This window comes from Sphaerisporangium sp. NPDC005288, assembly GCF_040607475.1.
Lineage (GTDB): Bacteria > Actinomycetota > Actinomycetes > Streptosporangiales > Streptosporangiaceae > Sphaerisporangium > Sphaerisporangium rhizosphaerae.
On record NZ_JBEXGT010000006.1, the window covers coordinates 191,157 to 215,360 of the forward strand.

The following is a 24,204-nucleotide window of genomic DNA, read 5'->3' on the forward strand; positions in this document are numbered from 1 at the left end:
CATATATCTGCTCGAAGCGGGGCGATCGGTCACTCCTTGAACGCGGCGAGCGCCTCCTCGGTGGTGTCGTACAGCGGCAGCCGCTGCGCCAGGCCGGTCACCCACATCACCTTGGAGTTGGAATATTGCACCCCCACCAGGGCGAAGTGTCCCTTCGCCGCCATGGTGCGCTGCCAGTGATGGACGATCAGCCCGAGCGCCCGGGAGTCCATGAAGGTCACGCCGGCCAGGTCGAGCACCAGGTCGGGGCCGTGGTCGTCGGCGATCTGCGCCAGCCGGTCGGTGAACCGGTCGCGCGTCGTCGCGTCGAGGATGCCGCTGACCCGCACCACCGGCACATCGTCCGTGAGCTCGGACGTAAGGGTCAGAGCGGAATTCGCCCTGTCTGGAACGGTCACCACGCGCCTCCAAGCCGCTTCCCTGGCGCATGGCGCCAACCCCATCGGGGGTCAATCGCAACATTACTGTTGCCTGGGGGGTAGCAATACTCTTGATTTTTGGGGAATACTGGAGCCGAGGTCCAGCAGAGGGCCTCGTCTCGACAGTAGTACGCGAGGCGATGTCGGCTCTGCATGGGCATTGTCGGTTCCGCCTCGCTTGCAAGGCATACGAGGGAGCAGCAATGGCTGCCGAGAACCACACCTTCTCCCAGACCGACGTCACCGCCGAGGACCTGCTGCGCGAGCTGCACGAGCCGGGCACGACGCACGACCGGCAGGCGCGGCTGCGAGAGATGATCGTGGAGATGCACCTCCCGATGGCCCGCGAGATCTCGCGGCGCTACCTCCACAGGGGCGAGCCCATGGAGGACCTGCTCCAGGCCGCGTACGTCGGCCTCATGAAGGCGATCAACGGATTCGACGCCGAGCTCGGACATAGCTTCAGAGGCTATGCCATGGTGACCATGACCGGCGAAGTGAAGCGCCACTTCCGCGACCGCACCTGGGCCGTACGCGTGCCGCGCCTGTACCAGGAGCGGCGCTCGGAGCTCAACCGCCTGGTCGCCGACTTCACCCAGGAGCTCGGCCGGTTCCCCACCGTCGCCGAGCTGGCCAAGAGGATGGGCATCTCCGAGGAGGACATGCTCCTCACGATGGACGCCTCCGCCGCCTACAGCACCCTGTCGCTGGACGCCCCGATGGGCGCCGACGACGACGCGGCCGCGCTCGGCGACCTCATCCCCGACGAGGACGACGAGCTGGCGACGCTGGTCGACCGCGAGGCCATCAAGCCTCTGATCGACCAGCTCCCCGAGCGGGAGCGCAACATCCTCCTGCTGCGCTACTACGGCAACATGACCCAGGCGGAGATCGCGGCGGAGTTCGGCATCTCGCAGATGCACGTCTCGCGCATCCTGCGCAAGGTGCTCGACCAGCTCCGCTCGCAACTGGTGGCCGCGGGCTGATTAAGCCGCCCTTCCTGGGGCACTGAAGGGCGGAACAGTAGTCGCGTGGAGGGGGCACTTCCCTTACGGGCCGATATCCCGGGGTATCTTCGTCGATGTAATCGGCCCCGAGCAGGGTGACCTTTCCATAGCTGATCGCTTCTGGAGGCGGTTATCGGGTGAACGAGGACGAAGTCCCTCCTCCCCGCTTCCTCTCGGACGGGGGCGGCCCAATGCCGCTCCCGTCCGGCGTGGTGGTCAAGGAACTGACCTTCAGTGTCGGAGACCTGCCCGAGGTGCGGGACTTCGCCGCCCTTCAGGCGCGCCGCGTGGGGATGCGCCACGACTCCATCGGCGACTACCTGGTGGCCGTCAACGAGGTGGCGACCAACGCCGTCACCCACGGGGCGGCCAAGGCGCGGATGCGGGTCTGGTGCGACGGCGGAGACCTGCTCGTCGGCGTGCACGACGACGGGCACTGGGTCCCCGACGAACCGCCCGGAATGATCGCCCCGCACGACTACTCCACCAGCGGCATGGGCCTGTGGGTCGCCCGGCGGCTCACCAAGGAGCTCGTCCTGCGAACCGGGCAAAACGGCACAGAACTAATAATGCGCTTCAAACTGCCGTAAATCCCCATGTAGTCCTTGAGGGTCCGGGGTACGTCCCCGGCTATGACCCTGCGAATCCCGAACGTGCTGGTCGTGGGCGGCGGCGCCGTCGGCATGCTCGCCGCCCGCCGCCTGGAGAAGCGGCTCCACCGCGGCGAGGCCCGCGTCACCGTGGCCGACCTCGACTCCTACATGACCTACCAGCCGTTCCTCGCCGAGGCCGCCGCGGGGAGCGTCGAACCCCGGCACGTCGTCGTCTTCCTGCGCCGGGTGCTGCCCCGCTGCCAGATCCTCAGCGGCAGGATCAGCCGGGTCGAACTGGCCTCGCGCACCGCCCGCTTCCACCCCCACGAAGGGCCGGAACGCGTGCTCGAGTACGACTACCTGGTGTTCGCCCCCGGATCGGTCTCCCGCACGCTGCCCATCCCCGGGCTCGCCGAGTGGGGCATCGGCTTCAAGACCCTCGAAGAGGCCATCCACCTGCGCAACCACGTCCTCGCCCAGCTCGACCTGGCCGACTCCACCACCGACGAGCGCGTGCGCAGGCGCGCCCTGACGTTCGTGTTCGTCGGCGGCGGCTACGCCGGCGTCGAGGCCCTGGCCGAACTGGAGGACATGGCCGCCGACGCCTGCCGCTACTTCGCCCACGTCAGCCCCTCGGACATGCAATGGATCCTCGTCGAGGCGTCCGGGAAGATCCTGCCGGAGATCGGCGTCGAGATGGGGAAGTGGACCGCATCCCAGCTGCGCACGCGCGGCATCGAGGTGCGCACCGGCACCCGGCTGGAGTCCGCGGTGGACCGCCACATCATGCTCAGCGACGGCGACGCCTTCGACGCCGACACCCTGGTCTGGACGGCGGGCGTCAAGCCCAACCCGCTCACCGCCGCCTCCGACCTGCCCCTCGACGAGCACGGCCGGGTCAAGGTCGACGCGGGACTGCTCGTCGACGGCACCCGGTTCGCCTTCGCCGCCGGCGACTGCGCCGCCGTCCCCGACCTCACCCGGCCCGGGCGGACCACCCCGCCCAACGCCCAGCACGCCACCCGCCAGGCCGTCCGGCTCGCCGACAACCTGATCGCCACCCTGCGGGGCGAGCCGCGCCGCCCGTACCGGCACCGCAGCGCCGGATCGGTCGCCAGCCTCGGCATGTACCAGGGCGTCGCCAACGTCTACGGGCACCGGATGCGCGGCTTCCCCGCCTGGTTCCTGCACCGGACCTACCACCTCAGCAAGATCCCGACGATGAACAAGAAGGCCCGCATCCTGATGGACTGGACTCTCAGCCTGCTGTTCGCCCGCGAGATCGTCTCCCTCGGCGCCATGCAGGACCCCCGCCAGGAGTTCGAACTGGCCGCCCGCACCGCCCACCGCCCCGTCCCCGCCCGCTCCCCGGCCGCCTCCGGCGCCCGCGAGTGACCCTTGGCGACGCGGCGCGGGAGGAGGGTGGGCCGTACGGCGCGCAGGGGGTGCTCTGGGGGAGGGGGCGAGGTTCCGCCGCGCGCGTCCCGGAGACGCGGAAGGGCGCCGCCCGTGACGGACGGCGCCCTTCCTCCTTCACCGCGTGCCCCGAGGCCCGGAGGGGACGCGCGGTGGGGTCCTCAGCCGTTCGGGGGAGCGCCGCTGATCTCCGACAGCGGTGACGACGGCCGGTTCTCCAGCGCCATGTCCCCCAGGGACACGATGCCGACCGGCCGGCCGTCCACGACCACCGGCAGCCTGCGGACGGCCCTTTCCCGCATCAGCCGGATGACGTCCTCGACGTCCTGGTCCGGCCGGGCGGTCACCAGGTCGGAGGTGCACAGGGCACCCAGGGGAGTCGAATCGGCGTCCCTGGCCTCGGCGACGGCGCGCACGACGATGTCCCGGTCGGTGACCAGGCCGCACAGCCGGTCGTCCCTGGTCACCAGCACGTCCCCGATCGCCTGGTCGCGCATCAGGCGCGCCGCCTTGGACACCGGAGCGTCCGCCGGCAGGCAGACCGGCCGATGCGTCATGACGTCCCGCACCTTCTGGCTCATCATCGGCACCCCATCTCCGCCCTCGAGTCGCCGTGCCGTCAGCGGCGGGTGCGCCGGTAGCCGCGCCACGGGGCGCCGCCGCCCATGCTGGCCGTGCCGATGCCGCCCTGGTGCAGGGCGAGCAGGCACAGGCCCAGCGCGATCAGCGCCGTGGTGGAGATGCCGATGCTCGTGCCGAGCAGGCTGAACAGGAAAGCGATGCCGAAGACGATCGCCGCGACGATGGCAAGCATCGGATTACCTCACTTCGTGTCGGCCGGGCCACCGCTGCGCGGGGCGCCGGAGTAAGAGAGCCCCACCAGGTCCTGGAGGAGCGAACGGTAGTCGCGCAGAGCGAGCCGGAGCCGCTCGGTGTCGTTCTGGTCGCCGTCCTTCCACTGGTCGACCAGGGCCTGCTTACGGGAGGTGATCGCGGCGACGGCCTCGTCGACCAGCCCGTCGGCTCGCTCGACGGCTTCCCGGGGGTCGTCGACGAAGCTCACCTGGACCTCGCGCCACCGCCGCTCGAAGTCCTCGGCCCCGAACCTGCGGTCGCTCCCCCCGGTGCCACCGGAGACGGCCGTCCCCGCGGCCGCGGTGCCCACCTCGCCGGCCGTGGTCCCGACGCCGGCCACGGAGTCCAGCCCGGTCGTGGTGCCGGTGCCGTAGGGGACTCCGGCGTGCGTCTCGCCGGACCGCTCGTCCAGGTCGTCCCTGGCGCTCACCGGCTCGGGCTCCACCTGGGGTACGGCCGACAGCTCGGCGTCATCCGCCCGGGTCGGGTAGTCGGCCTCCTCCGGGTAGACCATCAGGTCCCGCTCGGGGGTCGTCTGTCCCACCGGCGTCGCCCGCCCGCCAGCGGCGGCCTGCTCGTCCGAGGCGTCCTCCGACCGGGCGTCGCCCAGGCCGGGGGAGTGGTGGGCCGGATCCGGGTCACCCGCCGCGCCGGTGCTCAGCCCGGACGCGCGGTCGGCGCGGTCGGCGGAGTCGGTGGAGTCGGTGGAGTCGTCGTCGTCCCGCCCGGTCAGGTCGTCCGACCCCCGGTCGACCGCGTGGCGCTGATCGGCCTCGTCCAGCCGGTCGTGCTCGTCCCGCACGCCCGGTCCGTCGTGGTCGTCCGTCGTGCCGAACCCGTCGTGGTCGTTTCGCGTGCCGTGGTCGTCGTGCACGTCCAGCCCGTCGTGGTCGTTACGCGTGTCGTGGTCGTTCCGCACGTTCAGCCCATCGTCGTTTCGGGCGTGGGACACGTTCACGTCGTTCCGCACGCCGAGTCCGTCATTGTCGTGCCGGTCGTCGTCGGGGTCGTCGTCCTCGTCCAGCCCGCGCTCGCCGGCCCCGCCGGCGTCGCCCGCCCAGTTGGGCCGGGAGGGGTCGTAGACGGTGCGGATGTCATCGACGGCGGAACCGGAGGCGTCGCCGTTCTCGGGCCGGTCGGAGTCCGGGTCGTGCACCGATCCGGGCGTGGTGTCGCGGCGGTACGGTTCCATCGGTCAGCTCCCCTGGGCGTTGCGGTAGGTCCGGCCGCCGGCGACTCGGGTGCCGGTCTCGGAGGAGGCGTGACCGCCCGGCTCCTGGCCGCCGTACTGCCGTCGGTCCTGCTCACGGCGCTCGAACTGCTGCCGGTCGAGCTCCGCGTCGCCGAACCCGGCGCCGTTGCGCCGCTGCCCGTCGTGCCCGCCGGAGTCCGTTCCCGTCTCGCCGTCCGCCCGCCGCCCGGCGGCGTCGCCCTCGTACGCCTGCCGCTCGCCGTGAGCGGTCTCGGCCTCGCGAGCCGTCTCGACGTCGCGGCGCTCCTCGCGCGCCTCCTCGTACCGGCGACGCTCGTCGCGCGGGTCCTCGGCCTCGCGCCGCTCGGCGCCGATGTCCGCCGCGTCCTCCAGCAGTTCCTGGAACAGCGCGCGGTAGTGCACCATCGCCTGCCGCAGCTCCTCGGTCGAGGCCTCCCGGCGGGCGGCGCGGCTGCTGATCTCGTGAGCCTTGCGGTAGTGGTCCAGGGTCTGGCCATGGGCGACCGACAGGTCGGAGATCTGCTGCTCGAAGCCCTCGGTCGGGTAACCCCGGTCGGCCATGACCGAGGTGACCAGGTGATCCGCCTCGGTCACCGCGAAACCGGGAGCGTCCACGAACCGCTCCTGAACCTCGGTCCACTTCTTGGAGTAGGACGACCGGCTCTCCGCGGACAGCGGCCGGATGTCCAGCTTGGCGTGACGCTGCTCCCTCTCGAGCAGTTCCTGCTCCGCCTCACGGCGATTCTCGCGTTCACGCACGGTGCGCTCGTACTCGGGTCCGAAGCGTTCTTGGAGTCGACGCCTGCGCTGCTGCTGCGCCACGAGGTAGCCGACGGCCAGGATCGCCACCACCGCGGCTACAACGACGGCCACCCAGGTGATGGTCATGTCTGCCTCCGGTTATGTCTGCCTTTGTAACCCCCCGACTGCCCGAGAAGACGATGCCAAAACGACACGATCCCCCGGTTTTCCTCGACGTCCGCTCCAGTGCCACGACCCGCTCGAGCGCCGGTCAACGACCCCCCTCGCCGACACGGGGAATCTCCCCGCCGAACCCCCGGCGGGCCACCGCCCAGGACCCCATTCGCCCGAACCGTCCCGGATCGCCCAACTGCCGGTCAGGACCCGTTCTGCGGCGGTTCCTCCTGTTCCCCTTCCCCTTCGCCGAGGACGGCCAGTGCGCCCTTGAGCACCGACTCCACGTGCGATTCGCCGGCCACCGGCGTCTCGAAGAACCCCTCCTCCGGGTCGTAGGAGATGTCCAGGCCGCTGTCCACGAGCCTGTGAGCCCAGCGCAGAGCCGTGTTGACCTTCATGCGAGGGACCTCGCCCCCCTGGGCCACCGCCGACAGGTTCCTCAGGTTGGTGGCCGGCCCGGTCTGGTTGTGGGCGCGGTTCAGCTTCCACGGAATGGCCGCGCTGTGGTCGAGCATCGGCTTGGCCAGCCCGGCCGCCCGCTTGGCCTGCAGAATCCCCGACTCGGTCACCCCGAAGTGCGCGGCCAGTCGCGCGTTGGACCATCCGCCGGCGACCAGCCGCCCCAGCTCATCCCGATCGATATGAGCCTTCCGCCCCATATGCCCATCCCGCCTTCAGTCGGCTCCACCGCTTCATCGCGCCACGAGCTCCGAAGATCGATCATCGGCCATCCCGCGACGCTCGCAGCTAAGACGCGCGACCAGTGGGACAGGAGTGCCCGCCCGCCAGGCTCACCCGTACGCAGGACTGCTCGATCTGCGCTAAGGTTGTTCTTGCTCGCCACGGCGGGCAACGGGACGTAGCGCAGCTTGGTAGCGCACTTGACTGGGGGTCAAGGGGTCGCAGGTTCAAATCCTGTCGTCCCGACCAGGTACCGCCTGGTTGGCAAGGGTGTCACGAGATCACGTGACATCCTTCCTCGTTTCTGAGTGACTAACTGGGTGACTAGGTATTGAAGAGTGATTGATCGCCCGGGCGCCGCACCCAGTAGCACTGGCGAATTGGCTTCCATGGACGGCCTCTGTAACGGCCCTCTCACTGTGTCCGACGATGATCTCGTGAGGACTTTCTGACCTCTTCAAGGCGGCCCGGACCGTGCCGCACGCGCCGCCGTCACGGCGCACGCCGCCTCCCGCTTCGCTCCGGGCGGCGACGCGCAAAACGCCGGACGGTTGGCGCGGACGAGTGGACGGGCCGCCGAAGAGCTGTACAGCAATCTCAGTCAGTCATCCGCCTGGACCAGGGCGCCGGCACGCCAAGTGCGGGGCAATCTCATCAGGCGATCACCTGCCCATGTCGCGCCGAGGTCAGAGCGCCTCGAATGACCCTGGAAGGTGCAAGGCGCACCTCCCTGCCCCGAGCTGCCGATTATGCGCGGCGACCGGCCCGCGTCAACCACGGCTGTGACCGCAGGACAACCAGCGAGCACGGAAGGTCACCGGGAAGCTGGAACACGCCAAGCCGCGGTTGACCCAGCCCGGCCGGCAGTCGCGCACGGTCGCAGCTATCGGGGTCAGGGAAGTGTGGGCACTAGGTTCCCGCGCTGCCGCTCCGCAGATGGGTCGACGACAAACGGGATACGGTCTAGATGATCCCTCGAGGCGACATGTTCTGTGATAGACATCGTTTCATGATTACGTGGAGACACATGCTTCGAAGATATGTTAAAACTTCAAGAGATTTCTTCTATCAAAATCTACATATAATTCAGGACGCATATTTTCGGTTAACCGACGATCCTGGAAGCATCTCACAGCCATCCTGGCTGGATAAGGGGAGTCAACGAATCAAGTCCCTAGGTGGCGTATTGCGCGAGGCGCCGTCACGCGTTCCCTGGAAGTCGAAAGTATATGCATCGCTCAGTAGTGCCATAATTGTACTGCTTGCACTCGGATTTGGTGCATATGGTCTGGAGTTCTCCAGCAACCTTCTGGGGGAAGGTGCTGGCATACTAGCTAGTGTCATCATTGGTTTTGCGCTGGTCGACAAGCTTATAGAGACAGAATCTCGACTGAAGTGGGGGCGCGTTAGACGCTACACTATCAGGGCGGTCGAATTTCGTCTGAATGAGATGTTTTTCTTGGTGCAGTTGTCCAATCCAGGGACAGACTACGAAAAGGCATCCGAATCAATGGGGGCAGAAATAAGAGAGTATGTTTCGTATTTGAATTCCAGTCGCGCGGACGAGTCGTACCGCCCCGAATCGCGTAGAGAAGTAGTGATCGAAGATGCCAGTCAAGACCCGTTGGGCTTAGCCCGGCCTGGCGATTTATTTTCCTATCGCTCGGAACCCTCCGGCAATGGGGGAACTATCTATTTTGTTCCCAATGAAGAGGTTGCCAATAAACTTCACCAACAATGGTTAAATGAAGATTCCTCAAGGGTGAAATTTCAATCGATACTTCCCCATGTCGAGTATCTTCGAGATGTGGTTACCCCGCGGATTATCGACTTCGGTTATGAACCGCGCCTAATTGAGATTTTAGTAAGTTTAGAAGAAGCCCACAATCACTGGGGCTCCTTGATTGACTATATTGAGGACGACTGGGGGATGCCAGATTATTTTGCCTGGGAAGCGGCTGTAGCGTTCTTTGAGCAATGTGCGGTATTGGCGGACCATATAGCGCAATACAATGGCGAGATCAATTGAGAATGGGGTGCGCTACACGTAATCAGGCGCGAAACGTTGCTGGGATAGCCGATGCCGGGTAATCTGAGTGATTAGCGAGATAGTCCAGGTCGCAAGCGCGCGTGATCACTTCCGCCGGTAGTAGAAATCATCACCCAAGGCCAGGACTTGGTTCCGTCTCTGTTCCGCAGGAACGCGGAAGATCTCTGAAACTGCTGGCAACTGCTGAGAACCATAGTCCCAGCTCACGACCGGTTGCGGTGAACAGTCGCAGGCCAGATAGGTACTGGCGGAAGAACCCGGCCTACTGAGCGAGACACGTTGGGGCCTGGGGCCATCTGGGGACCACACGTCATGCACACGGTCGAACGTATGGCACGTCACCTAACGTCATTCATTCCCATCTGAAGGCCGTTGAGCTGCAAAAACGCTACCCCCACGTCCTGGGGTCAAGGGGGCGCAGGTCCAAATTTCGTCGTCCCAACCAGGTAACGCCTGGTCGGAAAGGGTGTCACGAGATCGCGTGACACCCTTTCCTCTTTCTGAGTGACTACTCCCTGAAAATGCGATCCATCGCCTGGGCGCCGCCCAGGAGCACGGGCCGGATCTGCTTGCGGTAGACGGCCTCGGTGACGGCCGTCCCGCTATGTCCGACGAGACGAGCGATGTCTTCCAGAGGGACGCCTTCGTCCGAGAGCAAAGAGACGAAGCTGTGCCGCATCTCCCGGGGTGACCAGTCCTTACCGACGAGGCCGGCCATGGTGACGATCCTGCGGAAGTCGCGACGCACGTTGTGCGCGTCGGGCTCCGTGCCCAGCCTCGAGGCGAAGACAAGGCCATGGTCCTGCCACCGCTCGCCCGCCTTCTCGCGCTCCGGGGCCTGCCGCTCGCGGTGCTCGCGAAGCGCCTGCACGCAGCGCTGGGGGAGCGCCAAAGTGCGGCGCGACTTCTTGGTCTTGGTATCTCCGTCCGCTCGCACGGATCGCCAGACCGCGACCGAAGGCGGAATGCCCACGTCCGGCTTGCCGACGAGGTCCACCTCCGTCCAGCGCAGCGCCCGAAGCTCTTCGGTACGAGCGCCGATGAGCAACGAGAGAACGACGTACGCGTGCAGCCGGGTGCCCTCAGCAGCGGTGAGTACGGCTTCCGCCTGCTCGAAAGTGAACGACTTCGACGGACGCCCGGTCTTTCCCTCCGGTATCTCGCAGAGCGCCACGACGTTCCGCTTCACCTTGTCTCGGGCCTGGGCGAATTTGACCGCTCGATTGAGGCGCGAGTGCAGAAGGCGCAGGGTGCGTGTGCTCAGCGTTTTAGTCTTCTCGTCCAGCCAACGATCCACATCCTCCGCGCTCAACTCGCGCAGCTTGCGTGCTCCGAGCCCCGGGATGATGTGCCCGTGGCAGAGGATGCGGTAATTCTCCACCGTGTTGCCGTCCCGCCCTCGTAGGCCGTAGGTGAGCCAGCTCGTGACGGCGTCGGCAACGGTGTAGCCGACCGGGCCGATGGCGAGGCCGTCCTCGTAGTCGCGAATCAGCTCTTTGAGCTTGGCCTTGGCTTTGGTCTTGTCCTTGTCGCTGGCCTTCTTGACGATCCGTTTCCCGGCAGGTGTGTATCCCACAGTTACGGATGCGATCCAGCGCTTACGGGACTCGTCCCAGTGAAGCCCGCCGTCGCCGCGGCTTCTGCGTTTGGTCATTCGGTTTCCTCGAGATGGTGGTGTCTGGTGCCGGCGCTGCTTTGGTCGGTGAGGCCGGCCGCTTTTGCGGGTGGTCGTCAGGGAAGTCGCGCTTCGGCGTAGACCCGCACGTTTCGCGTGGTGCCGCGGCAGGAGTAGGGCCCGGAGATCTCGATGAGGTCGAGCATCTGGGCGAGGATGTCGGCGGCCTGGGTGACTTCGTCGGGCAGGCCGATGATGAGATCTTCATGGTTCCTTCCGGTTGGTGAGTTGGGGCGGCGGGGGTGCTGGCCGTCGAGGTGTGGAGGCTCTGGTGTGGGAGGGGCTGAAACATCTCCGCATCTCCGCATCTCCGCACGATGGGCTTTGACCTGGGCGGATGGTTGCGGAGATGGAGTGCGGGGGTGGCTGGTCATCTCCGCAAACGGGGGTTCATCTCCGCAGAGAGTGCGGAGTTGCGGAGATGGGGTGTTGATCTTGAGGTTGATCTCCGCAGGTGTTTGCCCAGGTGATAGGGCCGGTTGCGGGGTTGCGGAGATGCGGAGATGTTTCAGCGTTCTTCCGGCCCGCTCGGTGCGGTCAGGCATGGTGTTCGACCCAGAAGACGTTGCGGTCGCCGCGGTCGTTCTTGGAGGAGCGGATGACGTAGTCGCCGCGCCATCGGCCGACTTGTCCGGTGAGCAGGCGGCCCAGGGCGAGAGCGTTGGGCAGGCGGCCGGTGTGGGTGGTGATGAACTGGCCTTCCCACCGGTCGTGTTCCTCCCCGGCGGCCCCTTGTCCGACCCAGACCGGTTCTCCGGAACGGCGCAGCTCGGCCGCGGTCATGGGCTGGTCGCCGTGGAGGGTGTGCCAGCAGGCCAGGAAGGAGCGCCAGCGGGTTTCGTCCTCGTCGATGGCGCGGACGTCGGCGGCGTTGGCCAGGAAGCCGTCTATGCCGTGGTGGGCGAGGAATCCGCCCAGGTGCTGGGCCCAGGGGGTGAATTGGCGCATGGACAGGCCGGCGGCCCGGGGCGCGCCGTTGTGGGTCCAGTCCAGGACCAGGACCAGCAGGTGCCACAGGACGGTGTGCTGGTTGGCCGGGAGGGTGATCCACTGGTCCAGGTGCGGGATGCCGAAGCGGGTTTGGTCGCGTTGTTCGGGGCGGGGCATGTTGGGGTCGAGGTGGACGCGGACGGTGCGGGAGGCCATGTCGCCGCCGACTTGGAGGTTGTTGCCGGTGGCCATCCAGAGCCGGTCGTTGACGGTGGCGATGTTGCGGGAGGCGCCCAGTTGGCGGTCTGACCAGACGCCGGCGGTGACGAGCAGGGCGAGGGTGGGGGAGTCGATGACGGTGCCTTCGGCGAGGTTGTCCCAGACGACCACGCCGACCTGTTCGGCCAGTACCGCGGTGATGCTCTTGCGTAGTTCTTCTTCGGTGTAGGCCCAGGGCATGACGCGCTGGCCGTAGAGCATGCCGGGGCCGCCGGTCAGGATGGACTTGCCGGAGGCGGGCATGGTCGCGTCGATCAGTGCAAACGGGGTGAGCGAGCGGGTGAAGTGCCGCAGGATCGGCGTGGCCAACAGCGCCAGATAGTTGGCCCGGTCCGCCGGGCTCGCCCAGGGGAAGTCACGCAGGAACCGGCCCAGCAGAAACTCTCGCGCGGCGTGTACCTGCTGCGGGGTGGGCTGGTCCGGGACGGGTGGCAGGGCGACCTTGGCGGCCAGGTACAGGCCGGTGGCCGGGTCGTAGCCCGGCTGTTGCAGCAGGGTGCCGTCTCGGCGCAGGACGGGCGCGCCGATGACGCCGCGCAGGGGTGGGACTTTGGGCCAGGTCTTGGCTGCCAGGACCGAGGCGAGGATCTCCCGGGGCGGCGTGATCTCCTCCTCGTAGGTCTCGGTGGCGCCTTTGCCGGTCTTGCGGGAGCGCAGCCGGTAGACGTAGGCGTGTTCGGCCAGCAGCCCGGCCAGGGTGGCCGGGGTGATGGGGCTTGCGGTGACCGGCAGGGGTGAGTCTTCGTCGGCGGCCGGGCTGGTGTGGCCGGAGACGGTTTCCATGTGGACCAGGGCGCCGCCGGACACGTAGGTGTCGGGCAGCAGCTGGCGGGCCAGGGCGGCTTTGAGGACGCGGATGGTCTCGGGGCCTGAGCCGACTTGCACGGGGATGGCGTCGGTCATGCGGCCACCCGGCGGGGACGCTTGGCGCCGGCGCGCAGGCCGGAGGCGATGGTGCGGAAGGCCTCGCCGGGGCGCTGGCCGACCGTGGCGGCGGCCTCGGACAGCCAGGCGAACACCTCAGCTTGGTCCAGGGCGCCGCCGGCGACCAGCTGGCCGAGCGCGACCGAGGCGAAGTAGAGCGCGTTGTTGTGCCCGTCTGGAGGCGAGCCGGTGACGCGGGCGAGCTCGGCGAGTACGGCGGCGCGCAGGTAGGAGCCGCGCCGGTCGGTGGCCACCGGCACCTTCACCGGCTGTTGCGGCGGTAGCGGGGCCGGGCGCAGCCGTTCGGCCAGCCAGCCGGGTAGCGGCGCCGGCGGCGCGGGGTGGATGACGTCGTAGCTTCCAGCCCCGTCGGGCAGGTCGACGACGCTGCCTGGGCCGACGACGTAGCCGCCGGCGGCCCGGGTGTCGACCTTCCAGCCGAGCCCGTTGCCGTCCTCCCCGCGGGTGTTGCCCAGTCGCACCCCGGCGGGGGCGGTGTAGTACAGGTGGACTCCGCCCAGGCGGGTGCGCACTTGGAAGGTCTCCGGAGTCGGCAGGCTGTGGCCGGCCCGCTCGCACACCAGCGCCAGCACGTCCGCCCCGCCGCTGATGCCGGGCCGGTCCCACTCGGCCGGCGGGTGTTCGCCGGGCTTGGGCACGTCCAGGTCGATCACCACCAGACCGGACGGGCCGCAGGCGATGCCGACGTTGTAGGCCCGGCGCGCCCACCACTCGTGGATCGTGTGCGGGTCGGTGGTGGCCTGCCGGGTCCAGCTCCACCCCGCCAGCGGCACCTTGTCGCAGGGGGCGAGCGGGAAGACGTGCCAGCCGCGCCGGGCGCAGGCGAGGGCGTAGCGGACGATGTCAGTCCTCATCGGTGGTGTTCTCCTTGGGACGGCGCAGGCCGCGGAACGGGCGGACGACCAGGTCGCCGTTGGCGCGTTGGATCAGGACGTTGCGGGGGCCGCTGCCGGGTCCCCAGCGGATGAGGACCACGACGGGCCGGCCGCGTTCGAGGTAGGTCCGGCCGATCACCGCTCCACCTGCTCATCGGCCGGGGCGGCCTCCTGGGAGAGGTGGTGACGGACCCTGAGTAGGCGGGTTCCGGGGCGGGGACGGCGGCCGGTGCCGGTGCAGTCGGGGCAGTAGCCGAAGGAGTGGGCGAACAGGCGGCTGCGGCGCTGGCCGGTGCCCTTGCAGCGGCGGCAGTCGGTGTAGGGGTGGCGGGCCAGGCTGGACCGGTAGACGACGGCCGAGGCGAGCGCGAGCACCGCCAGGACGGTGAGGCAGAGGGCGAGGGTCGCGAGCGCGGTGGGGATGGACGGGCCGGGCATGGGTGGTCTCCTGGATCGAGGCATGGCGGGATCGCCGGACGGGCGGAGGGAGGGTGTGACAGCGCGGGTGTCACGGAAAGGGGCCGGGGATGGGTGTTACAGGTCAGCGGCGGTGTGACGCCGTGACAGCGGCCCCGTGACAAGGGCTGTGACAACGCGCGTGACAAGATCATCGGCGCGGCGCGTGGGCGTTCCACGCGCAGCCGCACGAGGGGCGGGGGCGGCCCGTCGTCACGGGCCGCCCGGTGCCCGGTGTCAGGCGGCGCGGCCGTAGTCCTCGTGGTCGAGGGGGGATAGGTCGGTGATGGTCCAGGTGCGGCTGCTGCCGGTTTTGGCGACGGTCAGGACGCCGCGGTCGGTCAGGTCGGTGAGGACCTTGTAGATCCAGGGGCGACTGTTGCCGGTCTTGCGGCGCACCGCGGTCAGGTCCTCATCGGTGGCGGTGAAGGTCGGCTTTCCGGTCTGGTGCCGGTGGCGCAGCCAGGCATAAACGAGCGTGCGCGCCTCGGCCGGGTGCATGGTCGTCGCGGGGCCGTCGGCCTGCAGCGCGTCGGCCTCCTGGGCGCTCGGCTCGCGGACCGGGTCGGCGGGGCCGGCGGTGATGGACGGGTCGGGGTCGTCGCTGCGGGCCAGGGTTTGGGTGACGACGTCGCCGGTGGCGCGCAGCGCGGCCACCACATCGGCGGCCAGGGCGTCTTCGGCGGCCAGCAGGACCGGCCGGTTGTCGCTGTCGGGGGCGGGCGGGCCGACGATGTCCTTGCGCTCCAGGGCCTCCAGCAGGCGCAGGGAGTCCTCCCAGGTGATGCGCAGTTTGCGCTGCAGCATGGCCGGTGAGGCGTGCTGGGTCGCGATGACCAGGTGCGCGGCGTCGGCGAGCAGCTCGGCGAAGTCGGCCGCGAACTCCTCGCCTCCATCACGCGGGTTGCTCGGCGCGGCGGGCACGGGCGGCATGGGGATGGCCATGGCTCGGTCTCCGGTAGATGAGGTGGGGGCGGTGGGGCGTGCCAAGGCCGCGGTGAACTCATCCACCTGCTTGCCCGTGGCCGGGTAGGCAGCGGCGTGCTGCATCATGGCGGCTCGCGCTTCGGCGCTGCCGCGGCCCCAGGCGAAGGTGCGCAGCGGCATCGAGTAGTGCGAGGTCGGGATGCCGCGGATGTCGAGCAGCGCCATGCCGGGGTAGTGGTCTTCCCACTCGTGCGGGGCGACGTCGGCCTTGCGCTGGCGCGCGGACACGCCGTACTTGACGTCGTCGGGGTCGGACAGACCGAAGCACATCTTGGCCATCTGCGACCGGAACAGGGTGGGGATCTGCGTGTAGTCGGCGCGCTGCAGGCTCAGGATGACGCTGCCGCCGGCAGAGCGGATCTCCTTGAGGATCTCGCCCAGCTTCTCCTCATCGTCGGCGCTGAGTTCGTTGACGAGCTTGGCGATCTCCTCGATGTGCAGGTACCAGTACGTCAGCCCGCAGCCTTCCTCCCAGTCGCTGTAGTTGTGGTCGGCCAGCCACTTGGTGCGCTCGGGGATGGCGGCGTGCATGGCCCGGATCAGCTGCACCGCGCCGGCCTTGCTGTCTTCGAAGCGGTGCAGCCCTTCGCGCAGCGGTCCCATCGTCTGGTCGGCCTTGGAGATGTCGATGGAGAAGATGGCCGCGTCCGGCCGGGTCATGATCTCGGCGCAGATGTTCCACGCGCCGCCGATGCTCTTGCCCGACCCGGTGCGGCCCATGATCTGCAGGTGGCCGCCGACGAACCGGAACGTCACGAACTCGCCGTCCTGGTAGAGCCCGATGCGGATCGGCTCGCTGACGGAGGCGCCCGGCCGGGACGGGCCGGGCCACGGCACGGGCTGGCGGATGCTGCGCGGGTTGGAAACGGTCATGAACGCGCGGTCGGCGCGGTTCTCGTCGTGGGCGACGGTGACGCTGCCTGGCGGGAGTTGCATGCCGGATTCCAGGCGGTCGGTGGCTTTGACAGCGTCCTCGGCGGTCTTCTCCCCGGGCGGGAGCTGCATCTGCCCCTTGACCTTGTGCGCGGTGACCTCGACCGCGCGCACCCGGGCGCCCTTGAGGCCGGCCTGCTCCTTGGCGCGGTTGAACAGCGACCCCAGGGCATCGCCACCGTGCTCGTCGCCGTCGCCGGTGGTGTTGCGGATGACGGTGCGGATGTTCCACGACAGCGCCAGGGTGGCGCCGCCGAAGAACAGCGCCCCGGACACCACGGGGGAGTGCAGGCCGGTGATGGTGGCGGTGGTGAACCACGTCGAGGCGGCGGCGGTGGTGGCGGTGGCGTGCACGCGTCCGATCAGCCGCCGCTGGTGAGTGATGGCCCACGTCAGCCCGGTGAGCACGGTGGAGCCGAGGGTGCAGCCGACCGCGGCCCAGGTGACGGCGGGCGCCTGCCCCCACACGGCGTGGGAGATGGCGCCGGCGGCGGCCTCGGCGCCGAGCACGGCCCACGGCGGGACCAGCACGCCGACCTTGGAGACCGCCGAGGCGGCCAGGCGGTCCATGGTCGCTTCCTGCACCAGCTGCAGCGAAGGAGCGCTCTTGCGGGACATCACAGATCGACCTTCCCCTTGTAGTCCTTGCCCTTGGCGGAGCGCTGTTCCATCGCCTGCAGGGCTTCCAGGAACTCCTGGCGGAACTGCAGGTTGAACTTCACCGCCTCGGCCGAGATGCCCAATGCGAGCTCGCGGGCGTCGCGCAGGTGGCGGGCCACCCGCCAGGCGCGGGCGCGCACGTCCACGCCCATCAGCAGCGGATGGCCCTTGAGCTGGTTCATGGCCTCCTCGGCCGCGGCCTCGGCGGCGTCCAGCTCGCGGGCCAGGTCGTGGGCGAACTGCTGGGTGGCGATGGTGTAGGCGGTGATCTTCACCGGCACCTTGCCGTGGAACTCGATGCCGGCGATCTCATCCAGCCGGGCCTGTCCGGTCCCCATGACCGACCTCCCTCCGATTCGATTACTGCTTGGGTGTGAAGTGCTTGCGGTAGGTGCGGTGCAGCAGCTGGCCCTGCTCGGCCATCGCGGCGGTCAGCTCTTGGGCGCGCTTGAGCCGCCTGGCCACTCGGCGGGCACGGACCTTGGAGTCCAGGCCGAACAGCAGCAGATGGCCCTTCATGGAGCCCATCGCGGCCTCGGCGTCCACCGCGGCGATCTCCAACTCCAGGCCCCAGCGCTCAGCCAGCTCGGTCAACTGCTTGCCGTAAGCCAGGAACGCGGCCCCCAGCGAACCGGTGAACTCGATGCTGGACAGCTCGGTGATGTCTGGGCGGCCCATCAGTGCCACACCTTCCGTTCGGGGTCATCGATGATCTCGGCGTCGATCGCACGGGCCGCGCCCGTGCGCCAGGCGTCGGCGACGACCTCGGCCAGGCGGCGCAGCATCGGGGCCGCGGGCGGCAGGCCCAGGGTCGCGGTCAGCCACGCATCGGCCGCGGAGGCCAACAGCACTAGCACGGCCAGCAGGCCTTGCAGCGCGGCGCGCAGCTGCTCGCGCCACTCCGCCCGCTGGCGCGGCCGGGCGATGGCGGTGATCAGCAGAATCCTCTTTACGCCAGCGCGGCGATGGGCGCGGCCTCTCATGCGGTTACCTCCGCCCCCAGGTCGAACAGAGAGGCCTGGCCGGCGCACAGCGTGCACGGCTCCCAGTGGCGGCGGTCGTGCCGCTTGGCGTCGCGGCACTGCTGGCCGGCCGGGACCTTGGGCAGGGTGGCCACGTGCTCGCCCAGGTCCCATTCCGCCAGGCGGCGCGCGGAGTGCTCCTTGCTGGTCGTGCCGCAGGAGCAGTCCAGCCGGTAGCTCGTGTGGCCGAGGTCAGTGACCCCGCGCGCGATGACCGGCCGGTGCCGCACCAGGGCCGACGCCGGTGCTGGCGCGGATGCGGTGGTCGTGGTGGGGGCCATTACGCACCTCCGGCCAGGGCGTCACGGACGGCGCGAGCGTCGTCCATCCCGCACCGCAGCGTCCGCTGGATCCGGCTCGCACTCGGGTTGGCTGGCAGCTCGCCGGCCGCGATGAGCTCGCGGACGCGCACCACCAAAGCGGCGACGTTCGCCCTGTACGTAGGGCTGGTAGGGGCGCCGGTCGGCAGCGCCGCCAGTACCGACCACAGCGTCGGCAGCGTCCACACCGCGACCACCGCGGCGACCGGGCCCAGGCTGTGCACGATCAGCGGTAACAGGTCAAAGCCGTTCCAGACCCCGGAGAAGGCTGGCCAGCAGTTCAAGACCAGCGTCAGCCCCAAAAGCAGCAGCTCGGTCCAAAACAGTCGCTTGCCCGCCGGGCTGTCGCGGTCGACCACGCGGCCGCGCATCGCGCTGTAGGCCTGCACGCCGACCGCGGCCAGCAGCGGCAATGACAGCGCGGGCTCCACGCCGAACGCCGCCCACCATCCGATGGACTTGTCGTCCAGCTTCAGCGCCGTGGCCACTGAGGCTTGTACGCCGATGCTGGACACGGCCAACGCGATGCCCGCCGCCGACATGACCATGAACGTCGTCGTGCGGCGCACCTTCTGGTCGCGGTAGGCCAGCGCGGCCGGGTCGTTGGCCAGCTCATGCAGCCGGGCGGCCTCGGCGACCCGCACCCGCCGCTTGCGCACCGTTGGCGTGTCCACCAGCAGCGGCGCCTCATCCTCCTGTAACTCCACCAGGCGGTGCGCCTCGGCCACCTGCGCACGCAGTTCGCGAACCCGCTCGGTCTCGCCGATCTGCTCGCCGCCCTGGCCAGCGTCAGTCGGTCCGGCCGGGGCCGCAGGTGTCTGCTTGGCCACGTACAGCTCCAGTTCGGCCAGGCCACGCGCGACCTCGTCGGGGTCAGGGGCGGGAATGGGCGTGATGCTCATCGCGGCACCTCCTGATCGCACGCAGCCGCCGCGGCGGCCTCCTGCGCGTCGAGCGACGCGCTTGTGGGCTGGGTCTCTTTCAGGTCGCGGGTCATCAGTTGCTCGCCTGCTCGGCCTCGCGCTCCAGCAGGGCGACGTAGTCACGGATCGCGCCGGCGGTGATGCGCCGGGCGCGGCCCTCGCGGACCGAGCGCAGCCGCCCCGAGCGCATCAGCTCATAGATGACGGTGCGGCCCAGCCTGAGCACCCGCATCGCGTCGGGAATGCTGTAGAGCCGGGTGTCTTCGGGCAGGTTGGTTTCGACAGACGCGGTCGTCATGATGGGTGGTACCTCCGTTGGTGGGGGCGCGGCCCCGACGCTGCTTTGGTCGGTGAGGTCGGGGCCGCTTCAACCAGGTAGTGGAGCTGACGCTCCGGGCACCCGCCCGGCCGGCAAGGCCGGAGCAGGCACCCGCAACATCAGCGGTTACTTCTTGCTGGCCCTGCTGCGCGGGTCGGTGTCGCTGAGCGCGGCGTCACGGCGGTTCATCTGCACGAGGCGAACGGCCAAGCGCTCCATCTCCTGCTCGTGATCGGTCCGGTCGGTGCTCATGAGCTGTGGTTCCTCCTGCGGTGGGGGCGCCCCGGCGCTGCTATTGGTCGGTGAGGCCGGGGCCGGCCTGTTAGTGGTGGAATGGCGCGAGGATCTGCCTCGTCAGCGGTTCTTGGTCGTCGCGCTCGGGCTGCAGCGGTGGGTGAGCACGTTGCCGGTCTGGGTGCAGTGGGGGCAGGTCCAGGTGAGGGTGATCGGCAGAATCTTCACGAGCGGTCCCTTCATCGTCGGGGAGGTGGAGCGGCTGCTCCGGTCACCCGCCCGACCGGTGGTCGAGCGGGTCCCCGCAATAGCGGCTCGATGGAAGGGATGGTTACCGGCGGCGCGGCTTGGTGGGGTACAGCACCGGCCCGGGAAGCTTCGACGGCTTGGGCTTGTCCGCTTTGGACTGTTGGGCTTCCGACAGCGCGATCAGGTCCTGGGCATAGCCCTGTACGTCCCGGCGGCTCATGAGGTGGCTCCGGGCGTGGCCGGGACGGTGTCGCGCGAGGTCGCGCTGGCGTGGCAGCCGGCGCACAGCCACACCAGACGGTCCTCGTGCGCGTCGAACTGCTGGGCGAGGTTGTCCCTGGTGCCGCACTGCACACAGCGTCTGCGGAGCGTGGCGGCGGCCTCGGCCGCCAGTTCGGCCAGCCGGTCCATCGCCGCGGCCTCCTCCTCCACCTCCTTGACGTCGGCGGTGGCCTGCCGGAGGGTGAACCACACGTCGTCGCAGACGCTGAAGAAGAAGGCTCCTCCCTCCTCGTACGGATGGATGCGCATCTCCGAGGCCCGCGGATCCCGGATCGCGATGCTGCTCCTGAGGTAGGCCATCAGCGCCCACCGCCCTGGTGGTCGTGGTTGATCGGGCTGGAGCTGACCGCGCCGCAACTGCAGGTGTGCAGCGGGCGCGCCGGGACGGAGTTGGCGCCGGCGGGCCACTGACTGCCCTTCACTCGATCACCTGGCCGGACCGCACGTCTGTCTTGAGCTGGTTGTCGTACTCGTCGCGCACGTTCTTGCTGGGCTCGGTGCCCGGCCACCCCGAGGGCTTCTCGCCATCGGGCCACCCCGCGTGTAAGGGGATGTGGTGAACCGTCGTTTGTCGTGCCATCCTGGGTTCTCCTTGTTAGAAGACTCGGGGCGACGTCTTGGCGGATGGGCGCCCCGAGTCGAGGACGGGGATGATCGGTTCCAGGCCCTGGCGGTGACCACCGCTGGGGCCTTACGTTTGCGCTCTCTCAACTGGTGCGCACCAGCAGTAGAGCAACTGGTGCGCACCAGTGTCAAGGAGTTCCGGAACGTGGCGCTCGTTCACGTACTCAAGTGAACGTCTGCGACCGCCTCACGGGCGATGCACAATCAGTGCATCGACCATGCACCTGTGGTGCACTATCCCTACGGCAACGCACAGCGAGAACCGAACCCAAGGAGACCAATGCTGGTCATCGATCTTTGGACGGGACGCAAGGCAGGCATTCTGAGGGCGGCCCTACGACTGAGCGTCGAGGCGTTCGCAGAGCATCTAGGAATTGGCGTTCGCACGGTCGCTAAGTGGGATGCGGAGCCTGATATTGTTCCGCAACCCTCGATGCAGCAGTTGCTGGACCTCTCACTTGAGCGAGCGCCAGAGACGGCGAAAGCACGTTTTGCTCTGCTGCTGAAAAAGGGAGAAGATGTCCCGACTGGCATTCGACTTCCCGAAGCACGTGAGGTAATGATGACGGCCGCTCAGGAATCGGCAGAAGACGCAGCGCTGCGGGCTGTACAGTGTGACGCCGAGTCCATAGGTGACCTCCATGACCGAGTCACCGATGTGGCGCGCGCTTACTCCGCCCGGCCGCCTATGACAGTGTTCGGTGACGCGCGAGCGATTCGCGACCTCACGCGTTGTCTAATCGATAGAACACACAGGCCGTTGGACTTGATCGACCTGTACTTTGTTCTCGGGAAGACCACCATTCTGATGGCGTCCATTGCCTTTGATCTGGGCAATTGGCATGCGGCAGCTACCCTCGCTAACTCTGCTGCCACATACGCTGATCTCGCTGGGCATCGATCTTTGCAAGCGTGGAGTCGGGGACTGCAGGGCACTCTGGCGTTCTGGCGTGATGAGCCCAAACGTTCGCTCGACTTCATCGCGCAGGGGTTGGCTGTCGCTCCTGAAGGGGCTTCTCGATATCGACTGCGGTACATCGCCAGCCGTGCTCACGCGGTCAACGGTGATGCCAGGGCAGTTGCGGACATCCTGGAAACAGCGGAACGGGATCGTGAAGCAGCTCAGGCTCATCCAGACGAGCTTCACGATGAGGTCCGTGGGGAATTCACGTTCGATGACGCGCGTGCCGCGGCCTGTGCGGCCGCCGCGTGGCTGCATCTGGGGGAGGGCGAGCAGGCGGCTCGCCACGCCCAGCTGGCGCTCGACGCCTATGCACAGCTGCCAGAGGCCGGCCGCCCCTTCTCCCCGGTCACCGGAGCCCGGATCGACCTGGCGGCGGCTCACCTGCTACTCCGCGACCGGGATGGAGCTGAGGGAGAACTGAGCACTGCCTTCGCTCTCCCGTCAGCGCTTCGCAATGCCTCTCTCACGGCACGTATCAGCAGGGTCAGAACGCTGCTGAGCACCTCAGCTTGGAGAGGTGATGCCGGCGCCTACGACTTGGCCGATCGCATCAGCGACTGGCTTAGTGATACAGCTGCCAAGCCAGAATCCGTAGATCAGACCAACTAAGCAAGGCTGGCGAGGATCTCACGTTCGCGACTGCGATCCAGGCCTATTTCGCTGGACCGCTCGTTGACTTGCGGGCCGGCTGACCTCAGCAGCCATTTCCAGGTGTCGGCTACGGTGGCGCTCAACGGGCGACAGATGAGACCGTGAGCATAAGCACTGCTGGAGTCGACTTGCCATACTCCTGGAAACGATCGCCAAAGCGGAATCTCAGACCACTGGCGAACGCCTTTTCTGATGAGTATGTCATCCGGAACCCACGCAAAATCTGGTCGGGTGCCTGTGGCGTCGGCACAGTATCGTAGTAGCCCCTCGAACGTGTCACCGTCGATAGGCGCCGTGACGTTGAAAGATCCCGAGATGTCATCGGCAATGCAGCGAAGCGCGAAAAGTGCAACGTCCCTGACATCGACTGGTTGGATCGTACGACTGGGGGATCCGGGTGCTAGTACGCGTCCCCCTTGGGCGATCCGTTGCAACCACCATGGAAGCCTGCCGACGTACTCATGCGGACCTAGGACAACTCCTGGACGAAGGACGGTCGTGCGATCTTCGCCGAAGGTGATTCGTGCGGCGGTTTCACACCCCGACTTCTGGTAGCCATATTTGGTTGGCCCGTCTTCGACGTCTACGCCGTAACTTTCGTCCGCATCCGGAGGGCACTCAAGTAGTAGAGATTCCTCTGTGAGCGGTTTGAGTGGCCAATCAGCATAGACGCTAACGGTCGACATAAACAGGTAGCGACTTGTGGCGGGCGCAAGGGTACGAGCAACGGTCAGCACATTACGAGGCACGTAGCCGGAAAGGTCCGCGACGGCATCCCACGGCCCGGACGCTGCGAGCCGTGTAAGGTCCTTCGACACGAGTCGATCCCCGCGAATCGCACGGACCCCTGGCACGTCTGTCCCCGTACGACCACGATTGAACGTCGTCACCTCGAAGCCCTGGGCAACCGCTTCGGTCACGAGCGTGCGTCCGACAAAGGCCGTCCCGCCAAGAACGAGCAGACTCGTCATTGCGTCTCGTCACTGCCGGAGTTGGCGAAGTAGCCACGGCCGTGCTCACTCCGGACGATCCCCTCCGCAGCGAGTTTCATCAGCACAAGCCGAATCGTCGTCCGGCCGGCCTCCAGCTCCGCCGCAAGCGTCCGCTCCGAGGGCAGCCGCCCGCTCGGTCCGAGGTCGCCTGAGGCGATCATCTCCCGTATCGAGCGCTCAACGCGCTCCGTCACTTCTCCCATGTGAGCGGGCCCCTCAACTGCGTGATTGGGTGGTGCGCACCACTGTAGTGGCGCCACATGCCGAGGCGCTGACACGTTCACTATGGGCACTTCCTGCTGTCATCGGCGCGAGACGGAGAGCAAGGCGCCGAAGTGGTGCGGGTGTTCGAGGAGAAGCGGTCGCCGAGGGCCGGCGAAGGCATGTTCGTTCGCGACCGGCGCCCATTTGTCGTCCGCACCGCTGCCTATTTCGACCCGCCGAGCCCAGAATCACCTATCGCCTGATTGACATAACAGAGGTCGACGCCCCTAAGTCCATCGCGGGGAGCTGGGCGAGGAGCGGGCCATACTGCGACACCGTTTTGATGCTGTGCGATGAAGAACCCGTCGAGGTGTCATGGTCGTACTACCCGCACAGCCTGGTCGCCGGGACCGCACTCAGCCGCTGCGGGCGCATCCGAGGGGGCGCGCCGGCCGTGCTCGCCGACCTCGGTCACCTCTACGAGTTGAAGTACCAGCAGCTGATCCCGAGTGAGGGCCCCTGACACTC

At 67.9% G+C, this 24,204-nt stretch carries 31 protein-coding genes and 1 tRNA gene; 7 read left to right on the forward strand and 25 right to left on the reverse strand.

Annotated features, from left to right (window positions below; genetic code table 11):
* Positions 1 to 29 precede the first annotated feature (29 nt).
* Positions 30 to 398 carry an STAS domain-containing protein gene (locus ABZU32_RS08745; protein WP_354846364.1) on the reverse strand — a complete coding sequence of 123 codons (369 nt, stop codon included), beginning with the start codon at positions 396 to 398 and terminating at the stop codon, positions 30 to 32.
* A 224-nt stretch (positions 399 to 622) separates the two neighbouring features.
* On the opposite strand from ABZU32_RS08745, the gene ABZU32_RS08750 reads away from it, so the two are divergent.
* The 3 genes from ABZU32_RS08750 to ABZU32_RS08760 all read left to right on the forward strand — a co-directional run bounded on the left by ABZU32_RS08750 (position 623) and on the right by ABZU32_RS08760 (position 3,414).
* On the forward strand, positions 623 to 1,405 hold the full coding sequence (locus ABZU32_RS08750; RefSeq protein ID WP_354846367.1) for a SigB/SigF/SigG family RNA polymerase sigma factor: 783 nt from the start codon (positions 623 to 625) through the stop codon (positions 1,403 to 1,405).
* Between the two features lie 212 nt (positions 1,406 to 1,617).
* Positions 1,618 to 2,016 (forward strand): ATP-binding protein, encoded by a 399-nt coding sequence (locus tag ABZU32_RS08755; RefSeq protein ID WP_354846369.1) that lies wholly within the window; start codon positions 1,618 to 1,620, stop codon positions 2,014 to 2,016.
* A gap of 42 nt (positions 2,017 to 2,058) precedes the next feature.
* A complete protein-coding gene (locus ABZU32_RS08760; RefSeq protein WP_354919097.1) occupies positions 2,059 to 3,414 on the forward strand; it encodes an FAD-dependent oxidoreductase in 1,356 nt (451 codons plus the stop codon).
* Between the two features lie 182 nt (positions 3,415 to 3,596).
* Here the strand turns inward: ABZU32_RS08760 and ABZU32_RS08765 are convergent, their stop codons facing one another.
* From ABZU32_RS08765 to ABZU32_RS08785, 5 genes are all read right to left on the reverse strand, one after another.
* Entirely contained in the window at positions 3,597 to 3,992 is a 396-nt protein-coding gene (locus tag ABZU32_RS08765) for a CBS domain-containing protein (protein ID WP_354919100.1), read from the reverse strand.
* A gap of 62 nt (positions 3,993 to 4,054) precedes the next feature.
* The gene (locus ABZU32_RS08770) at positions 4,055 to 4,249 is read right to left on the reverse strand and encodes a hypothetical protein (protein ID WP_354846378.1); all 195 of its coding nucleotides are present in this window, start codon (positions 4,247 to 4,249) and stop codon (positions 4,055 to 4,057) included.
* 9 nt (positions 4,250 to 4,258) lie between these two features.
* Positions 4,259 to 5,482 (reverse strand): hypothetical protein, encoded by a 1,224-nt coding sequence (locus ABZU32_RS08775; RefSeq protein WP_354919103.1) that lies wholly within the window; start codon positions 5,480 to 5,482, stop codon positions 4,259 to 4,261.
* Between the two features lie 3 nt (positions 5,483 to 5,485).
* Complete coding sequence (locus tag ABZU32_RS08780) at positions 5,486 to 6,391, reverse strand: hypothetical protein (RefSeq protein WP_354919106.1); 906 nt, start codon at positions 6,389 to 6,391, stop codon at positions 5,486 to 5,488.
* 230 nt (positions 6,392 to 6,621) lie between these two features.
* Positions 6,622 to 7,080: a hypothetical protein gene (locus tag ABZU32_RS08785; protein ID WP_354919108.1), complete on the reverse strand. Its 459-nt coding sequence runs from the start codon at positions 7,078 to 7,080 to the stop codon at positions 6,622 to 6,624.
* Positions 7,081 to 7,274: 194 nt separating this feature from the next.
* Between ABZU32_RS08785 and ABZU32_RS08790 the strand changes: the two genes are divergently transcribed.
* Together ABZU32_RS08790 and ABZU32_RS08795 are read left to right on the forward strand one after the other, a co-directional pair.
* A tRNA-Pro gene (locus ABZU32_RS08790) sits at positions 7,275 to 7,351 on the forward strand.
* A gap of 778 nt (positions 7,352 to 8,129) precedes the next feature.
* On the forward strand, positions 8,130 to 9,131 hold the full coding sequence (locus tag ABZU32_RS08795) for a hypothetical protein (RefSeq protein WP_354919111.1): 1,002 nt from the start codon (positions 8,130 to 8,132) through the stop codon (positions 9,129 to 9,131).
* A gap of 529 nt (positions 9,132 to 9,660) precedes the next feature.
* Here the strand turns inward: ABZU32_RS08795 and ABZU32_RS08800 are convergent.
* The 17 genes from ABZU32_RS08800 to ABZU32_RS08880 all read right to left on the reverse strand — a co-directional run bounded on the left by ABZU32_RS08800 (position 9,661) and on the right by ABZU32_RS08880 (position 20,821).
* On the reverse strand, positions 9,661 to 10,806 hold the full coding sequence (locus ABZU32_RS08800; RefSeq protein ID WP_354919114.1) for a tyrosine-type recombinase/integrase: 1,146 nt from the start codon (positions 10,804 to 10,806) through the stop codon (positions 9,661 to 9,663).
* Positions 10,807 to 11,364: 558 nt separating this feature from the next.
* Positions 11,365 to 12,939 (reverse strand): hypothetical protein, encoded by a 1,575-nt coding sequence (locus ABZU32_RS08805; protein ID WP_354919116.1) that lies wholly within the window; start codon positions 12,937 to 12,939, stop codon positions 11,365 to 11,367.
* On the reverse strand, positions 12,936 to 13,835 hold the full coding sequence (locus ABZU32_RS08810) for a bifunctional DNA primase/polymerase (RefSeq protein ID WP_354919119.1): 900 nt from the start codon (positions 13,833 to 13,835) through the stop codon (positions 12,936 to 12,938). The genes ABZU32_RS08805 and ABZU32_RS08810 overlap by 4 nt, the downstream gene beginning before the upstream one ends.
* Positions 13,825 to 13,995 carry a hypothetical protein gene (locus tag ABZU32_RS08815; protein ID WP_354919122.1) on the reverse strand — a complete coding sequence of 57 codons (171 nt, stop codon included), beginning with the start codon at positions 13,993 to 13,995 and terminating at the stop codon, positions 13,825 to 13,827. The genes ABZU32_RS08810 and ABZU32_RS08815 overlap by 11 nt, the downstream gene beginning before the upstream one ends.
* Positions 13,992 to 14,294, reverse strand: coding sequence for a hypothetical protein (locus ABZU32_RS08820; RefSeq protein WP_354919124.1), 303 nt, complete (start codon positions 14,292 to 14,294; stop codon positions 13,992 to 13,994). Before ABZU32_RS08820 ends, ABZU32_RS08815 begins: the two co-directional genes overlap by 4 nt.
* A 255-nt stretch (positions 14,295 to 14,549) precedes the next feature.
* Positions 14,550 to 16,850, reverse strand: a complete 2,301-nt coding sequence (locus tag ABZU32_RS08825) for a DNA translocase FtsK (RefSeq protein ID WP_354919127.1) — start codon at positions 16,848 to 16,850, stop codon at positions 14,550 to 14,552.
* Complete coding sequence (locus tag ABZU32_RS08830; RefSeq protein ID WP_354919129.1) at positions 16,850 to 17,230, reverse strand: hypothetical protein; 381 nt, start codon at positions 17,228 to 17,230, stop codon at positions 16,850 to 16,852. Before ABZU32_RS08830 ends, ABZU32_RS08825 begins: the two co-directional genes overlap by 1 nt.
* Before the next feature lie 22 nt (positions 17,231 to 17,252).
* Entirely contained in the window at positions 17,253 to 17,570 is a 318-nt protein-coding gene (locus tag ABZU32_RS08835; RefSeq protein ID WP_354919132.1) for a hypothetical protein, read from the reverse strand.
* Entirely contained in the window at positions 17,570 to 17,875 is a 306-nt protein-coding gene (locus tag ABZU32_RS08840) for a hypothetical protein (protein ID WP_354919135.1), read from the reverse strand. Before ABZU32_RS08840 ends, ABZU32_RS08835 begins: the two co-directional genes overlap by 1 nt.
* The gene (locus ABZU32_RS08845) at positions 17,872 to 18,195 is read right to left on the reverse strand and encodes a hypothetical protein (protein ID WP_354919138.1); all 324 of its coding nucleotides are present in this window, start codon (positions 18,193 to 18,195) and stop codon (positions 17,872 to 17,874) included. Before ABZU32_RS08845 ends, ABZU32_RS08840 begins: the two co-directional genes overlap by 4 nt.
* The gene (locus tag ABZU32_RS08850) at positions 18,195 to 19,136 is read right to left on the reverse strand and encodes a hypothetical protein (RefSeq protein ID WP_354919140.1); all 942 of its coding nucleotides are present in this window, start codon (positions 19,134 to 19,136) and stop codon (positions 18,195 to 18,197) included. The genes ABZU32_RS08845 and ABZU32_RS08850 overlap by 1 nt, the downstream gene beginning before the upstream one ends.
* A gap of 94 nt (positions 19,137 to 19,230) precedes the next feature.
* The gene (locus tag ABZU32_RS08855) at positions 19,231 to 19,455 is read right to left on the reverse strand and encodes a helix-turn-helix domain-containing protein (protein WP_354919143.1); all 225 of its coding nucleotides are present in this window, start codon (positions 19,453 to 19,455) and stop codon (positions 19,231 to 19,233) included.
* Between the two features lie 147 nt (positions 19,456 to 19,602).
* Positions 19,603 to 19,728, reverse strand: coding sequence for a hypothetical protein (locus ABZU32_RS08860; protein ID WP_354919146.1), 126 nt, complete (start codon positions 19,726 to 19,728; stop codon positions 19,603 to 19,605).
* Positions 19,729 to 20,041: 313 nt separating this feature from the next.
* Positions 20,042 to 20,179 carry a hypothetical protein gene (locus ABZU32_RS08865; RefSeq protein WP_354919149.1) on the reverse strand — a complete coding sequence of 46 codons (138 nt, stop codon included), beginning with the start codon at positions 20,177 to 20,179 and terminating at the stop codon, positions 20,042 to 20,044.
* Positions 20,176 to 20,541 (reverse strand): hypothetical protein, encoded by a 366-nt coding sequence (locus ABZU32_RS08870; protein WP_354919152.1) that lies wholly within the window; start codon positions 20,539 to 20,541, stop codon positions 20,176 to 20,178. The genes ABZU32_RS08865 and ABZU32_RS08870 overlap by 4 nt, the downstream gene beginning before the upstream one ends.
* Entirely contained in the window at positions 20,541 to 20,663 is a 123-nt protein-coding gene (locus ABZU32_RS08875; RefSeq protein WP_354919155.1) for a hypothetical protein, read from the reverse strand. Before ABZU32_RS08875 ends, ABZU32_RS08870 begins: the two co-directional genes overlap by 1 nt.
* Complete coding sequence (locus tag ABZU32_RS08880; RefSeq protein ID WP_354919158.1) at positions 20,660 to 20,821, reverse strand: hypothetical protein; 162 nt, start codon at positions 20,819 to 20,821, stop codon at positions 20,660 to 20,662. The genes ABZU32_RS08875 and ABZU32_RS08880 overlap by 4 nt, the downstream gene beginning before the upstream one ends.
* A gap of 324 nt (positions 20,822 to 21,145) precedes the next feature.
* Between ABZU32_RS08880 and ABZU32_RS08885 the strand changes: the two genes are divergently transcribed.
* Positions 21,146 to 22,438 carry a hypothetical protein gene (locus ABZU32_RS08885; protein ID WP_354919161.1) on the forward strand — a complete coding sequence of 431 codons (1,293 nt, stop codon included), beginning with the start codon at positions 21,146 to 21,148 and terminating at the stop codon, positions 22,436 to 22,438.
* On the opposite strand, the gene ABZU32_RS08890 is transcribed toward ABZU32_RS08885, so the two are convergent.
* Both ABZU32_RS08890 and ABZU32_RS08895 read right to left on the reverse strand, forming a co-directional pair.
* Positions 22,435 to 23,451: an NAD-dependent epimerase/dehydratase family protein gene (locus ABZU32_RS08890; protein WP_354919164.1), complete on the reverse strand. Its 1,017-nt coding sequence runs from the start codon at positions 23,449 to 23,451 to the stop codon at positions 22,435 to 22,437. The genes ABZU32_RS08885 and ABZU32_RS08890 overlap by 4 nt on opposite strands.
* The gene (locus ABZU32_RS08895) at positions 23,448 to 23,675 is read right to left on the reverse strand and encodes a winged helix-turn-helix domain-containing protein (protein ID WP_354919167.1); all 228 of its coding nucleotides are present in this window, start codon (positions 23,673 to 23,675) and stop codon (positions 23,448 to 23,450) included. Before ABZU32_RS08895 ends, ABZU32_RS08890 begins: the two co-directional genes overlap by 4 nt.
* A 344-nt stretch (positions 23,676 to 24,019) precedes the next feature.
* On the opposite strand from ABZU32_RS08895, the gene ABZU32_RS08900 reads away from it, so the two are divergent.
* The gene (locus ABZU32_RS08900) at positions 24,020 to 24,199 is read left to right on the forward strand and encodes a hypothetical protein (RefSeq protein ID WP_354919170.1); all 180 of its coding nucleotides are present in this window, start codon (positions 24,020 to 24,022) and stop codon (positions 24,197 to 24,199) included.
* Positions 24,200 to 24,204 lie beyond the last annotated feature (5 nt).

Excerpts from the sequence above, each read along its gene's own strand:
- ABZU32_RS08750 (WP_354846367.1), top strand. The coding sequence starts at position 623 with ATGGCTGCCGAGAACCACACCTTCTCCCAGACCGACGTCACCGCCGAG.
- ABZU32_RS08755 (WP_354846369.1), top strand. The coding sequence starts at position 1,618 with ATGCCGCTCCCGTCCGGCGTGGTGGTCAAGGAACTGACCTTCAGTGTC.
- ABZU32_RS08760 (WP_354919097.1), top strand. The coding sequence starts at position 2,059 with ATGACCCTGCGAATCCCGAACGTGCTGGTCGTGGGCGGCGGCGCCGTC.
- ABZU32_RS08765 (WP_354919100.1), bottom strand. The coding sequence starts at position 3,992 with ATGACGCATCGGCCGGTCTGCCTGCCGGCGGACGCTCCGGTGTCCAAG.
- ABZU32_RS08770 (WP_354846378.1), bottom strand. The coding sequence starts at position 4,249 with ATGCTTGCCATCGTCGCGGCGATCGTCTTCGGCATCGCTTTCCTGTTC.
- ABZU32_RS08775 (WP_354919103.1), bottom strand. The coding sequence starts at position 5,482 with ATGGAACCGTACCGCCGCGACACCACGCCCGGATCGGTGCACGACCCG.
- ABZU32_RS08780 (WP_354919106.1), bottom strand. The coding sequence starts at position 6,391 with ATGACCATCACCTGGGTGGCCGTCGTTGTAGCCGCGGTGGTGGCGATC.
- ABZU32_RS08785 (WP_354919108.1), bottom strand. The coding sequence starts at position 7,080 with ATGGGGCGGAAGGCTCATATCGATCGGGATGAGCTGGGGCGGCTGGTC.
- ABZU32_RS08795 (WP_354919111.1), top strand. The coding sequence starts at position 8,130 with ATGCTTCGAAGATATGTTAAAACTTCAAGAGATTTCTTCTATCAAAAT.
- ABZU32_RS08800 (WP_354919114.1), bottom strand. The coding sequence starts at position 10,806 with ATGACCAAACGCAGAAGCCGCGGCGACGGCGGGCTTCACTGGGACGAG.
- ABZU32_RS08805 (WP_354919116.1), bottom strand. The coding sequence starts at position 12,939 with ATGACCGACGCCATCCCCGTGCAAGTCGGCTCAGGCCCCGAGACCATC.
- ABZU32_RS08810 (WP_354919119.1), bottom strand. The coding sequence starts at position 13,835 with ATGAGGACTGACATCGTCCGCTACGCCCTCGCCTGCGCCCGGCGCGGC.
- ABZU32_RS08820 (WP_354919124.1), bottom strand. The coding sequence starts at position 14,294 with ATGCCCGGCCCGTCCATCCCCACCGCGCTCGCGACCCTCGCCCTCTGC.
- ABZU32_RS08825 (WP_354919127.1), bottom strand. The coding sequence starts at position 16,850 with ATGTCCCGCAAGAGCGCTCCTTCGCTGCAGCTGGTGCAGGAAGCGACC.
- ABZU32_RS08830 (WP_354919129.1), bottom strand. The coding sequence starts at position 17,230 with ATGGGGACCGGACAGGCCCGGCTGGATGAGATCGCCGGCATCGAGTTC.
- ABZU32_RS08835 (WP_354919132.1), bottom strand. The coding sequence starts at position 17,570 with ATGGGCCGCCCAGACATCACCGAGCTGTCCAGCATCGAGTTCACCGGT.
- ABZU32_RS08840 (WP_354919135.1), bottom strand. The coding sequence starts at position 17,875 with ATGAGAGGCCGCGCCCATCGCCGCGCTGGCGTAAAGAGGATTCTGCTG.
- ABZU32_RS08845 (WP_354919138.1), bottom strand. The coding sequence starts at position 18,195 with ATGGCCCCCACCACGACCACCGCATCCGCGCCAGCACCGGCGTCGGCC.
- ABZU32_RS08850 (WP_354919140.1), bottom strand. The coding sequence starts at position 19,136 with ATGAGCATCACGCCCATTCCCGCCCCTGACCCCGACGAGGTCGCGCGT.
- ABZU32_RS08855 (WP_354919143.1), bottom strand. The coding sequence starts at position 19,455 with ATGACGACCGCGTCTGTCGAAACCAACCTGCCCGAAGACACCCGGCTC.
- ABZU32_RS08860 (WP_354919146.1), bottom strand. The coding sequence starts at position 19,728 with ATGAGCACCGACCGGACCGATCACGAGCAGGAGATGGAGCGCTTGGCC.
- ABZU32_RS08865 (WP_354919149.1), bottom strand. The coding sequence starts at position 20,179 with ATGAGCCGCCGGGACGTACAGGGCTATGCCCAGGACCTGATCGCGCTG.
- ABZU32_RS08870 (WP_354919152.1), bottom strand. The coding sequence starts at position 20,541 with ATGGCCTACCTCAGGAGCAGCATCGCGATCCGGGATCCGCGGGCCTCG.
- ABZU32_RS08880 (WP_354919158.1), bottom strand. The coding sequence starts at position 20,821 with ATGGCACGACAAACGACGGTTCACCACATCCCCTTACACGCGGGGTGG.
- ABZU32_RS08885 (WP_354919161.1), top strand. The coding sequence starts at position 21,146 with ATGCTGGTCATCGATCTTTGGACGGGACGCAAGGCAGGCATTCTGAGG.
- ABZU32_RS08890 (WP_354919164.1), bottom strand. The coding sequence starts at position 23,451 with ATGACGAGTCTGCTCGTTCTTGGCGGGACGGCCTTTGTCGGACGCACG.
- ABZU32_RS08895 (WP_354919167.1), bottom strand. The coding sequence starts at position 23,675 with ATGGGAGAAGTGACGGAGCGCGTTGAGCGCTCGATACGGGAGATGATC.
- ABZU32_RS08900 (WP_354919170.1), top strand. The coding sequence starts at position 24,020 with ATGCTGTGCGATGAAGAACCCGTCGAGGTGTCATGGTCGTACTACCCG.